Origin of the sequence: Pseudomonas sp. B21-028, from assembly GCF_024749045.1 — a bacterium.
Lineage (GTDB): Bacteria > Pseudomonadota > Gammaproteobacteria > Pseudomonadales > Pseudomonadaceae > Aquipseudomonas.
In genome coordinates, this window is record NZ_CP087184.1 from 6,218,042 (window position 1) to 6,229,890 (window position 11,849).

Sequence of the window (11,849 nt, forward strand, 5' to 3'; positions counted from 1 at the left end):
GGCCGTCAAATGTCCTGGAAATTCGAAAGTGCAATGCCGTTGGGGCGTTGCACTAGAGCTGCTGCATCATCTTGCGTACGCCGGCCACATGTCGTCGGCTGACAATCAGCGCGTCGCCATTGAGGCCTTTCAGAAACAGCTGGAAGTGCCCAAGGGGCGTACGTTGCAGACGTTCGATGCGCTCGCGGGCCACCAGGGCATTGCGGTGGATGCGCACGAACCGCTCGCCGAATTCGTCTTCAAGGGCCTTGAGGGGCTCGTCCAGCAGCACCTCGCCACTCTCATGGCGCAAGGTCACGTACTTATGGTCGGCGATGAAATAGACCACCTGGTTCAACGGGATCAGCTCGATGCCCTTGCGGGTTCGCGCACTGATGTGGCTGCGCGGGCCGCTGCCACTTTCCGCTGCCGGGCGGGTCAGCGCCGCCAGCTGCACGCGGTTGGGCCGCTCAGCCTTGCGCAAGGCGTCGAGCAACGCCTCGGATGCCACCGGTTTGACCAGATAGCCCACGGCACCGGCCTGCAACACCTCGGGCGGAAAGTCGTCCCGGGTGGTGCAAAACACCACGGCGGGGGGCGACTCTCGTTCGCACAGCTTCGCCGCCACCTGCAGACCATCCAGGCCAGGCATGCGAATGTCGAGCAGCACGATATCCGGCTTGTGGCTGTCGATAAGGGCCAACGCCTCTTCGCCATTAGTGGCGCTCGGCTCCAGGACACTGTAACCCTCGAGCTCGCCAACCATTCGGCTCAGGCGCTCGCGGGCCAGTGGTTCGTCATCAACGATCAGGACATTCATATTGCGCTGGATTCCTGCGTGAGTCTCGCACAAGGATAGCGTAGACAGGGGAAGTGACATCCGTCACCGCGATCCACGCTAAGACTCGCCCGAGGGCCAAAAAGTGCCGCGAGGCGGTTGCCTATCTTTACCAGCGCTTGCCGACCGATGCTCGAGGCCCGTTGTCGCACGGCGTCGCCGTAGGGATGGTTCATTTTCAATCTGATCAATATTGAGCACCCCCTGGTTGATTCGACCCATGCCCATGATGGAAAAGCAAAACTCCTATCGTCCACTGTAGACGGTTGCCAAGACGATATTGCTCAATCGGAAAATATCGTTGTGCGCAAAACCCGCCTGAATGCCCGGCTCATGCGTAAAAAACCTGCCGACCAGTGCCAGCGCTGGCCCCGGCAACCCTGCTATCATCCGCCGCAGCCTTTAACCGCTACTTTCTCCACAGCCGATCACGAGCGAATTCATGAGCACTGACAAGACCAATCAGTCCTGGGGCGGCCGCTTCAGTGAACCCGTCGACGCCTTCGTCGCCCGCTTCACCGCCTCCGTCAATTTCGACCAGCGCCTGTATCGCCACGACATCATGGGTTCGATCGCCCACGCCACCATGCTGGCCAAGGTCGGCGTGCTGACCGATGCCGAGCGCGACAGCATCATCGACGGCCTGAAGACCATCCAGGGCGAAATCGAGGCCGGTCAATTCGACTGGCGTGTCGACCTTGAAGATGTACACATGAATATCGAAGCGCGCCTGACCGATCGCATCGGCGTGACCGGCAAGAAGCTGCACACCGGCCGCAGCCGCAACGACCAGGTCGCCACCGACATCCGCCTGTGGCTGCGTGATGAAATCGACCTGATCCTGGCCGAAATCACCCGTCTGCAGAAAGGCTTGCTGGAGCAGGCCGAGCGTGAGGCCGAGAGCATCATGCCCGGCTTCACGCACTTGCAGACCGCCCAGCCTGTAACGTTTGGGCATCACATGCTGGCCTGGTTCGAAATGCTCAGCCGCGACTATGAGCGTCTGGTCGATTGCCGCAAGCGCACCAACCGCATGCCCCTGGGCAGCGCCGCGCTGGCCGGCACCACCTACCCGATCGATCGCCAATACACCGCCCAACTGCTGGGCTTCGACGCCGTGGGCGGCAACTCCCTGGATAACGTCTCGGACCGCGATTTCGCCATCGAATTCTGCGCCGCCGCGAGCATCGCGATGATGCACCTGTCGCGCTTCTCCGAAGAGCTGGTGCTATGGACCAGCGCGCAATTCCAGTTCATTGACCTGCCGGATCGCTTCTGCACCGGCAGCTCGATCATGCCGCAAAAGAAAAACCCCGACGTGCCGGAACTGGTACGGGGCAAGAGCGGCCGGGTGTTCGGCGCGCTGATGGGCCTGCTGACCCTGATGAAAGGCCAACCGCTGGCCTACAACAAGGACAACCAGGAAGACAAGGAGCCGCTGTTCGACGCCGCCGACACCCTGCGCGATTCGCTGCGCGCCTTTGCCGACATGATCCCGGCCATCAAGCCCAAGCACGCGGTGATGCGCGAAGCGGCCCTGCGTGGTTTCTCCACGGCGACAGACCTGGCCGATTACCTGGTGCGCCGTGGCCTGCCATTCCGCGATTGCCATGAGATCGTCGGGCATGCCGTGAAATACGGTGTGGACAACGGTAAGGATCTGGCGGAAATGAGCCTGGACGAACTGCGCCAGTTCAGCGATCAGATCGAGCAGGACGTGTTTGCGGTGCTTACTTTGGAAGGCTCGGTCAACGCCCGTGACCATATCGGCGGCACGGCGCCAGCACAGGTCAAGGCTGCCGTGGTACGTGGCCAGGCGCTGCTTGCCAGTCGCTAAAAGCTAAAAGCATCGCGAGCAGGCTCGCTCCCCCAATGGATCTTCAGTGAACACAAAGTTGTGAACATATGGAGATCCCCTGTGGGAGCGAGCCTGCTCGCGAAAGCAATCGCTAGAGCAGTATAAAATTCACTTCTTGGCAGCGATCATCGCCAAAAACTCTGGCATCCCCGCTTCCCTGTCCGCCGCGATCCGCTGCACATTCGGATTCGCCCCCAACCGCTCCATCAGCGCCTTGGCGGCCGGCATGTCTGCGAACAGATCGATATCGAACAACTTCTTGCCCACCTGTAAGGCGGGCGAAACACCGTAGAGAAAGTACAAGTCGGCAATGCTCAGGCTATCGCCCGCCACATAGGGCGCGAACTTGCCGTGCCTGCCCAGCGAAGCGAACCCCAGCAGCAGTTCAGCCTTGCTCTTTTCCTTGACGACATCGGGTACAGACATGCCGAAAAATGCCTCGGCGTAGCAAGCACGCCCTGGCAGTTCGATGTACAACTCGATCTCCCGGCACAGGGCCAGGACCTGGGCTCGCTCGTACGGATCGGCGGGCAGCAGGGCCTTGCCGGGCTGGGTTTGCTCGATGTATTCGAGGATCACGCTGGTTTCGTTGATGAAGCCCTGGTCGGTTTTCAGTACCGGCACTTTGCCCCGTGGGCTGATGGCGAGTATTTCCGCAGTCTGGCTGCCATAGAATGGTACTTCTTGGAAGGGCACGCCCTTCTCCAGCAACGCCAGCTTGACCATGTTGTAATAATTACTGGCGCAGAAACCATAAAGCTCGAGCATCGCAAGTACCTCCGGTCCGTGTGGGTTGGGCAGCCTTGGGTTATAGACTGTCGGGAGCTTTCGCGCCAGACGCATCACGCCGCTGAATGCAGGTAAACTGGCGCCTTTACCACAGGAGCCTGTCATGAGCGAGCCAACCGACATCGACAACGACGAAGAAGAGTTCGTCGAGTCGACCCTGATCGAAGCCATTGAAAACCAGATCGAAAGCGGCAACCCGCCAGCAGCCAAGGCCACCTTCAACAAACTGACCCTGGTCAATTACGAGCGCGAAGACATCCTGAACCTCATGGCCCATGTGTTGGCCTTCGAGATCGACGCCATGCTGGAGGAAGACCGCCCTTTTGATACCCAATGGTACGAAGAGGCGTTGCGCAAGCTGCCTGAGCTGCCACCGGAAAAGAACTGAACCCGCTGTGGCGGGAGGACTGCTTCAAATACTGTGGGAGCAAGGCTTGCCCGCGATGAAAGCGATGCGATCGCTCATGAATCGAGGCGCCTGCGTCGCGAGCAAGCTTTGCTCCCACTAACGCTCCGTCGCACAAAAACAAAAAAGCCTGCCTCCGGCACTGGACAGCTCGGCCGAGTGCGCTCACCTTAGTGACGCTATCGACCATATTCCTAGAAAGTCTGGAGTCCTTATGTCGCTTACCCCTGAGCTGGTTGCCGAACTGGAAATCCTTGCGCTCTTCAACCTGGACAGTTCCCAGGAAGGCCTGAAAATCCATCAGACCGCTGCCCCAAAAGCTGTTGCCGCCGCCCAACGCCTGTACGACAAGGAACTGATCACCCAACCCGACGGTGGTTACCTGACCAGCCTGGGTCGTGACGCCGCGCAAAACGTACAAACCGTCCTGACGATACTCAGCGTTCAAGAAGCCGCCTGACTCCCCCTGTCGCCCACGGAAATCTGCCTCGCCGGATTTCCGCAGGCGCGGGCGCATTGCATGAAAAATCTGACGTCCACGTCTTACTTTCAGCTTAAGAATTCCCCAACCCGGACGCTAAACTTCCATCACTTCTGATTTCCCACGTTCGACGCCGCGAGCCGGTTTGAGCCGACATGACCCGCAATCACGAAATACGCCCCGATCTGGACGAAGGAATCGACCGTAAGGTTCTCGGCCAACTGCGTGCACGCTTTCTCAAGCTCAACACCGTCCGGATGAATCGCGCCATGGAAGGCTTGTCGCCTCGCCAGCAAGGCGTGCTGACGCTGCTTCCGCTGTTTTTCCACGTCAACCATCCCCTGCTGCCAGGCTACGTCTCCGGCAGTACACCGGCCGGGCTGTCGAACTACGAGCCCGACGCCAGCGTCCTCGCCGACGCCCAGCGACTGACCCGTTCGTTTTCCTACAAGCCACGCCATGGCAACAATCCGCCGCGCCCCATCCTGGGCTTGTACCTGATGGGCAGCCTGGGCACGCTCGCCCAGGCGGATCAGAGCGACATGGATGTCTGGGTCTGCCATGGTCCAGACCTGAGCGACAACGAACTGGCCGAGCTGCGCAAGAAATGCCAACTGCTCGAAATCTGGGCCGCGACCCAGGGCGCGGAAGCGCATTTCTTCTTGATCGACCCGGCCCGGTTCGTGCGGGGTGAGCGGGACAATCAACTCAGTTCCGACGATTGCGGCACGACCCAGCACTACCTGTTGCTGGACGAGTTCTACCGCACGGCGATCTGGCTGGCCGGGCGTACACCGATCTGGTGGCTGGTGCCGGTGTACGAGGAAGACAATTATGAGGCGTACACCCATACGCTGCTTTCCAAGCGCTTCATCCGCGCCGATGAGACCCTGGACCTCGGACACCTGGCCTACATTCCGCCGGGCGAGTTCATTGGCGCCGGGCTCTGGCAGTTGTTCAAGGGCATCGAGTCGCCCTACAAGTCCGTGCTCAAGCTGCTGTTGACGGAGGTCTACGCCAGCGAACACCCCGATGTCCGCTGTCTGAGCCTGCGCTTCAAGCAAGCTGTGTTCGCCAACCGCTTGGACTTGGAGGAGCTGGACCCATACATGCTGGTGTATCGCCGTATCGAGGAATACCTCAACGCTCGCGGCGAACCCGAGCGCCTGGAGTTGATCCGGCGCGCGCTGTACCTGAAGGTCAACCGCAAGCTCACCGGTCAAGGGCGCAGCAACAGTTGGCAGCGAACGCTGCTCGAGCGCCTGGCCGGAGAATGGGGCTGGGACCCGCGCCAGCTCACGTTACTGGACAGCCGCAGCCAGTGGAAAGTGCGCCAGGTCAGCAACGAACGTCGCGCGCTGGTCAACGAACTGACCTACAGCTACCGCTTCCTGACCCAGTTCGCCCGCACCGAAAAAACCGTCAGCCTGATCAACAAGCGCGACCTCAACGTCCTTGGCCGACGGCTGTATGCAGCCTTCGAACGCAAGGCCGACAAGGTCGAGTTCATCAACCCCGGCATCGCCCCGGACCTGGCCGAGGACACCCTCACGCTGGTCCAGTCGCCCAACAAAAAAGAACCCGGGCAGAACCAGTGGGGCCTCTACAACGGCAGCCTCAACGCCCTGGAGTGGGAGAACTTCGCGCCGATCAAGCGCAGCCGCGAACTGCTGGAGCTGCTGACCTGGTGCCATCGCAACGGCGTGATCGACAGCAGCACACGCCTGGCGCTGCACCCGGGCGACAGCGATCTGAGCGAGTTCGAACTGTTCAACCTGCTGGGCAGCCTGCAACAGTCCATTGCCCTGCCCCTGGTCACGGTCGGCGAAGAACAGCTGCTGCACGCCAGCGTTCCCAGTGAAGTGCTGATCCTGGTGAACGTCGGCGTCGACCCGCTCAAGCATCACCGCGATCTGAACATCCTGATGACCACCGAGCGCACCGACTCCCTGAGCTATGCCGGGGTCAGGGAAAACCTGGTGCTGACGCTCGACCAGGTCACGCTCAACAGCTGGAATGAAGTGCTGGTCAACCGCTTCGATGGCGAACACGCGCTGCTTGATTGCCTGCGCGACTACCTCAACGACCTGCCCGCCACTGCGCGCCAGCCGCGCTTGCAGGTACGCTGTTTCTGCCACAACCGGGCGCAGTTCATCGCACGACGGGTCGAAGAAGTCATCGAAACGGCCCAGACCCTGCTGCTGAGCAGGCTCAATCACCGCTACTTGCTGCAGGTGCAACAGTATTATCACGTGCTGGAGCTGGTCCCCGGCCAAGTCAGGCACGTGGCGCTGGGCAGCCTGTCGGCGCTGCTGGATTACCTGGGCGAAGAACTGAATGCCTACAGCCCGCTGCACCTGGACCCGATGGCTCTGGAAGACCACGATCTGGCGCTGATCCTGCCGATGGGTCAGCCGGAATGCGTCCAGGTGTTCTACCGGGTCAATGAGGACGAAGCCGAGCTGTATGTGCTCGATGAGCTCAATGCCCTGTGGCAACAGCGCCTGCCCTATCACGACGAACACAGCCTGCTGGTACCGCTGCAGCGCTTCCTGCAATCGGTGCTGTACCGTCAGGACGCCTTGCTGTCGATGGAAACCGACCAGCCGTTGAGCCTGGACACCCTTTACTACCAGCTCCTGCCCTCGGGTAACGGACGCGCACGCCGGGTCGAAATGCGCCCGGCGCCGCAGACACCCGAGAACAAGCCGTTCTACGACGTTCAGGCCATCATCGGCAAAGCGACCCATGGTCAGGTCAACGTCACGCTGTACTGCAATCAACAGGAGTTTTCGGAACTGGAACATGGCGACCAACTGTTCCGTGTGGTCGCCAGCGAGATCGTCGAGCAGCGCCGCGAGGCCGAACGCTATCGCTGCTACATCACCGACCTGGACCTCTCGGGCCTGGTGGGTGACAGCGCTTGCTCAAGCAATCTGTACCTGCGCTACAAGGCCGATCTGGAACGCGCCCTGAACGAAGCGCTGGCCCTGGTCTGAAGCCCTCAGAGGTGGAAGTCGCCGCCCGCTTCGGGCTGATATTCCACCGCCAGCAGCGTCAGCTTCAGCGTCTTGCCGCCCGGTGCCGGCCAATCGATGTGCTGGCCAACCTTCAGTCCCAGCAAGGCGCTGCCCACCGGCGCGAGGATCGAGACCTTGCCTTCGTCGGCATTCGCGTCCTGCGGATAGACCAGCGTCAGGTGGTAGTCCTTGCCGCTACCCTCCTCGCGGCAATGCACGCGCGCGTTCATGGTCACGACATCGGCGGGCACGTCTTCATGACCCACCAGGGTCTCGGCGCGATCCAGTTCGGTTTGCAACGCAATCACGCCCGGCAGCGTTTCGTCGAGACTGTCGATCAGGCGCTCCAGACGTTGTACGTCCAGGCGGGTAAGAGTGATGGAAGGTGCGGTCATGATCCAGGCAGACTCCTTTCTTCTGCACGAAAAAAGCAAAACCCCGCCACAAAAAGACGGGGTTTTTCACAAGCCTCGATAAGTTGAGGCGTAGCCGGACACTATCACAGCTCAAAAAATATACAACCCACAGGTGGTCGCACTCATTGCATGAGATGTAGAACTGTGGCGAGGGGATTTATCCCCGCTGGGCTGCAAAGCAGCCCCAAAGCAATCTATCTGACAAATCGAGGCGTCAGGTTTAGGGCCGCTTCGCGCCCCAGCGGGGCGGTGCGACGTTTCGCTAAATCCCCTCGCCACAAACTACACCAAAGACCGACGCTTGAGCGCCTCGGCACAGATCACCCGCCGGCGCGCATCATCGGCCGAGCGCCACTCACGGATATCTTCCACATGGCGGAAACAGCCGAGGCAGACCTTCTGCTCATCCAGCTTGCACACGCTGGTGCACGGCGACGGCACGGCAGGACTGACGTTGCTGTAGAGCGGCTTGGGCGGCCGCGCCGGGACGGTCTGGCTCACGTTGTCACAGGCCTTCGAACTCAAGTTCCACACCGGCTTGCTGCTTGACGATGCGCTCGAGCATCTCGCCCAACTGCTCCTCGCTCTTGTCGCACATCCAGCGCTCGCTTTCCTCGTCGTAGTCGAAGTGGAAACCACCGGACACCGCTGCCAGCCACAACTGCCGCAGCGGCTCCTGGCGACTGAAGATCAACTGGCTGCCGTTTTCGAACTTGACGGTGAGCACACCGGCGGAGCTTTCCAGATCGATGTCCAGTTCGCTGTCATCGAAAATATCCTCCAGCACTTGCTGGGCAGTATCGACCAGATCGTGAAAACGGGCTTCAGTCAAACTCATTGCGGCAACCTCGAAAATATCTGCTCATGCTCAAGCGCCGCAAGATACGGGCGCTTCCCGATGATTGCAAAGGATAACCGACAACCACTGCCGGGGGCCGTGAAATGTCCACGGAACCGGCCATATCGGCCAACAGCCCCGCCGGACGGGAGCCCCGTTGCATAGGCAAGCCGCCGGGTGGCCGGTATACTCCGGCGCAATTAACGCATTTTCAAGGATTTCGCCATGAAGCGCCTGATCTCTTCCCTTGCTGCGCTCGTCGCGGTTGCCTGCCTTGTGACAGCCTGTGGTCAAAAAGGTCCGCTGTACCTGCCTGATGACAGCAAGTCCCCTGAAGAGCAGGCCAAGTCGTCGCAATCCAAAGCCCACGCGCACGACACCACCACTTACTAAGGGAACGCCATGGACGCTTTTAACTACCGTGGCGGAGAGCTGTTCGCGGAGGGTGTTGCCTTGTCCGCCATTGCCGAACGTTTCGGCACGCCGACCTACGTCTACTCCCGTGCTCACATCGAAGCCCAATACCGGACCTTCGCCGACGCCCTCACCGGCATGCCACATCTGGTGTGCTTCGCCGTGAAAGCCAACTCCAACCTGGGTGTGCTCAATCTCCTGGCGCGCCTGGGTGCCGGTTTCGATATCGTCTCCGGCGGCGAGCTCGAACGTGTACTGGCGGCTGGCGGCAGCCCGGACAAAATCGTCTTCTCCGGCGTCGGCAAGACCCGCGAAGACATGCGCCGTGCCCTGGAAGTCGGCGTGCATTGCTTCAACATCGAATCCACCGACGAACTGGAGCGCCTCCAGGTCGTCGCCGCCGAGCTGGGCGTGCGCGCGCCGGTTTCCCTGCGCGTGAACCCGGACGTCGATGCTGGCACCCACCCGTACATTTCCACCGGTCTGAAGGAAAACAAGTTCGGCATCGCCATCGCCGACGCCGAAGACGTCTATGTGCGTGCCGCCCAACTGCCGAACCTGGAAGTATTGGGCGTCGATTGCCACATCGGCTCGCAACTGACCACCCTGGAGCCGTTCCTCGATGCCCTCGACCGCCTGCTGGCGCTGGTCGACCGCCTCGGCGATTGCGGCATCTACCTGCGTCATATCGACCTGGGTGGCGGTGTCGGCGTGCGTTACCGCGATGAAGAGCCGCCACTGGTGGCCGACTACGTCAAGACCGTTCGGGAGCGCCTGGCCGGTCGCGACCTGGCGCTGATGTTCGAACCGGGCCGCTACATCGTGGCCAATGCCGGCGTGCTGCTGACCCAGGTCGAGTACCTCAAACACACCGAGCACAAGGACTTCGCCATCGTCGACGCGGCCATGAACGACCTGATCCGCCCGGCGCTGTACCAGGCGTGGATGGATGTGACCGCCGTGCGCCCCCGCGATACCGCCGCCCGCGACTACGACATCGTCGGCCCGATCTGCGAAACCGGTGACTTCCTGGCCAAGGGCCGGGAGCTGGCACTGGAAGAAGGCGACCTGCTGGCGGTGCATTCCGCCGGTGCCTACGGGTTTGTCATGAGCTCCAACTACAACACCCGCGGCCGCTGCGCCGAGGTGCTGGTGGACGGTGATCAAGCGTTCGAAGTGCGTCGCCGCGAGACGGTAGCCGAGTTGTTTGCCGGCGAAAGCCTGCTACCGGAGTAAAACCATGCTGCTGCGTTTTACCAAGATGCACGGCCTGGGCAATGACTTCATGGTTCTCGACCTGGTCAGCCAGCACGCGCACATCCTGCCCAAACATGCCAAGCAATGGGGCGATCGGCACACCGGCATCGGTTTCGACCAGTTGCTGATCGTCGAGGCGCCCAATAACCCGGACGTGGACTTCCGGTATCGGATCTTCAACGCCGACGGTTCGGAAGTGGAACAATGCGGCAACGGCGCGCGCTGCTTCGCCCGCTTCGTGCTGGACAAGCGCCTGACGGCCAAGCGCAAAATTCGCGTCGAGACCAAAAGCGGCATCATCGAGCTGGACGTGCGCAGCGACGGCCAGATCGGCGTCAACATGGGCGCCCCGCGCCTGGTGCCGGCGGATATTCCGTTTGAAGCAGCGGCCCAGGCCCTGAGCTATCAGCTGGACGTCGATGGCACCACGGCGGAACTGGCGGCAGTGTCCATGGGTAATCCCCATGCCGTGCTTCGGGTCAGCGACATCAATAGCGCGCCGGTGCATGAACTGGGGCCGAAGATCGAGCACCATCCGCGCTTTCCGGCACGGGTGAATGTGGGCTTCCTGCAGGTTATCGACCGTCACCGCGCGCAATTGCGGGTCTGGGAACGCGGTGCCGGGGAGACCCAGGCCTGCGGCACCGGCGCCTGTGCCGCTGCAGTCGCTGCGATCAGCCAGGGGTGGATGGATTCGCCCCTGCTGATCGACCTGCCCGGCGGGCGTCTGTCCATCGAATGGGCAGGCCCCGGCCAACCGGTGATGATGACCGGCCCGGCAGTACGCGTATACGAAGGACAAGTCCGTCTTTGAATGAGCCAAACCCATGACCGACAAGCCACAGGTTCCAGCGCCACAGCCCGATGAATCCTCGAGCCCGCTTCCGGAGGCCGCGGCGGTGGCCGCTTACCTGGAGGCTCATCCGGATTTCTTCGTCGAACGTGAAGACTTGCTTGCATTGATGCGCATCCCCCACCGGCGCGGCGACACCGTGTCGCTGGTGGAGCACCAGATGAAAATCCTGCGTGAGCGCAACATCGAGATGCGCCACCGCCTTTCGCACCTGATGGACGTCGCCCGGGACAACGACCGGCTCTTCGACAAGACCCGTCGCCTGATCCTGGCCCTGATGGACGCCAGCACCCTCGAAGACCTGGTCATGAGCGTCGAAGACAGCCTGCGCCAGGATTTCCAGGTGCCCTTTGTCAGCCTGATCCTGTTCGGCGATAACGCCATGCCGGTGGGGCGCTGGGTGACTCACGCCGAAGCGCAGACCGCCATTGGCGGCCTGCTCACCGAGAACAAAAGCGTCAGTGGCAGCTTGCGCGAACATGAGCTGGACTTTCTGTTCGGTGAAGAACAACGCAAGCAGATCGGCTCTACCGCCGTCGTCGCCATCGCCCACCAAGGCGTCCATGGCGTGCTGGCCATCGCCAGCCGAGACCCCCAGCACTACAAGAGCTCGGTGGGCACGTTGTTCCTGAGCTACATCGCCGAAGTCACCGGCCGGGTACTGCCACGGGTTGCCGGTTCGCTGCGCTCGGTACGCTGA

At 61.4% G+C, this 11,849-nt stretch carries 13 protein-coding genes and 1 pseudogene; 8 read left to right on the forward strand and 6 right to left on the reverse strand.

Going from position 1 to position 11,849, the window contains the following annotated elements:
* Positions 1-52: 52 nt before the first annotated feature.
* Both LOY35_RS27160 and LOY35_RS28720 read right to left on the reverse strand, forming a co-directional pair.
* A complete protein-coding gene (locus tag LOY35_RS27160; RefSeq protein ID WP_047702548.1) occupies positions 53-799 on the reverse strand; it encodes a LytTR family DNA-binding domain-containing protein in 747 nt (248 codons plus the stop codon).
* Positions 796-945 (reverse strand): annotated as a pseudogene (locus LOY35_RS28720) (sensor histidine kinase); the annotation flags it as partial. The gene LOY35_RS27160 and the pseudogene LOY35_RS28720, both read right to left, overlap by 4 nt.
* A gap of 314 nt (positions 946-1,259) precedes the next feature.
* On the opposite strand from LOY35_RS28720, the gene argH reads away from it, so the two are divergent.
* Positions 1,260-2,654 (forward strand): argininosuccinate lyase, encoded by a 1,395-nt coding sequence (gene argH / locus LOY35_RS27165; protein ID WP_258629169.1) that lies wholly within the window; start codon positions 1,260-1,262, stop codon positions 2,652-2,654.
* A 129-nt stretch (positions 2,655-2,783) separates the two neighbouring features.
* Here argH and LOY35_RS27170 read toward each other — a convergent pair whose 3' ends face one another.
* Positions 2,784-3,443, reverse strand: a complete 660-nt coding sequence (locus LOY35_RS27170; protein ID WP_258629171.1) for a glutathione S-transferase family protein — start codon at positions 3,441-3,443, stop codon at positions 2,784-2,786.
* Between the two features lie 124 nt (positions 3,444-3,567).
* On the opposite strand from LOY35_RS27170, the gene LOY35_RS27175 reads away from it, so the two are divergent.
* The 3 genes from LOY35_RS27175 (at position 3,568) to LOY35_RS27185 (ending at position 7,350) form a co-directional block, all read left to right on the forward strand.
* The gene (locus LOY35_RS27175; protein ID WP_258629173.1) at positions 3,568-3,852 is read left to right on the forward strand and encodes a hypothetical protein; all 285 of its coding nucleotides are present in this window, start codon (positions 3,568-3,570) and stop codon (positions 3,850-3,852) included.
* 232 nt (positions 3,853-4,084) lie between these two features.
* Positions 4,085-4,330, forward strand: coding sequence for a TIGR02647 family protein (locus LOY35_RS27180; RefSeq protein ID WP_258629174.1), 246 nt, complete (start codon positions 4,085-4,087; stop codon positions 4,328-4,330).
* Positions 4,331-4,506: 176 nt separating this feature from the next.
* Positions 4,507-7,350, forward strand: a complete 2,844-nt coding sequence (locus LOY35_RS27185) for a class I adenylate cyclase (RefSeq protein WP_258629176.1) — start codon at positions 4,507-4,509, stop codon at positions 7,348-7,350.
* A gap of 5 nt (positions 7,351-7,355) precedes the next feature.
* Here the strand turns inward: LOY35_RS27185 and rnk are convergent, their stop codons facing one another.
* The 3 genes from rnk to cyaY all read right to left on the reverse strand — a co-directional run bounded on the left by rnk (position 7,356) and on the right by cyaY (position 8,625).
* Positions 7,356-7,766, reverse strand: a complete 411-nt coding sequence (rnk, locus tag LOY35_RS27190; RefSeq protein WP_258629178.1) for a nucleoside diphosphate kinase regulator — start codon at positions 7,764-7,766, stop codon at positions 7,356-7,358.
* A 303-nt stretch (positions 7,767-8,069) separates the two neighbouring features.
* Positions 8,070-8,288, reverse strand: a complete 219-nt coding sequence (locus tag LOY35_RS27195) for a DUF1289 domain-containing protein (protein WP_258629179.1) — start codon at positions 8,286-8,288, stop codon at positions 8,070-8,072.
* A gap of 4 nt (positions 8,289-8,292) precedes the next feature.
* A complete protein-coding gene (gene cyaY, locus LOY35_RS27200; protein ID WP_258629180.1) occupies positions 8,293-8,625 on the reverse strand; it encodes an iron donor protein CyaY in 333 nt (110 codons plus the stop codon).
* A gap of 225 nt (positions 8,626-8,850) precedes the next feature.
* Here cyaY and lptM point away from each other — a divergent pair, with 225 nt between their 5' ends.
* Genes lptM through LOY35_RS27220 form a run of 4 tightly spaced genes read left to right on the forward strand, consistent with a single transcriptional unit; the run spans position 8,851 to position 11,849 of the window.
* Positions 8,851-9,018 (forward strand): LPS translocon maturation chaperone LptM, encoded by a 168-nt coding sequence (gene lptM, locus LOY35_RS27205; RefSeq protein WP_258629181.1) that lies wholly within the window; start codon positions 8,851-8,853, stop codon positions 9,016-9,018.
* Positions 9,019-9,027: 9 nt separating this feature from the next.
* Positions 9,028-10,275, forward strand: coding sequence for a diaminopimelate decarboxylase (gene lysA / locus LOY35_RS27210; protein WP_258629184.1), 1,248 nt, complete (start codon positions 9,028-9,030; stop codon positions 10,273-10,275).
* Between the two features lie 4 nt (positions 10,276-10,279).
* A complete protein-coding gene (gene dapF / locus LOY35_RS27215) occupies positions 10,280-11,110 on the forward strand; it encodes a diaminopimelate epimerase (protein WP_258629186.1) in 831 nt (276 codons plus the stop codon).
* 13 nt (positions 11,111-11,123) lie between these two features.
* Positions 11,124-11,849 carry a DUF484 family protein gene (locus tag LOY35_RS27220; RefSeq protein WP_258629188.1) on the forward strand — a complete coding sequence of 242 codons (726 nt, stop codon included), beginning with the start codon at positions 11,124-11,126 and terminating at the stop codon, positions 11,847-11,849.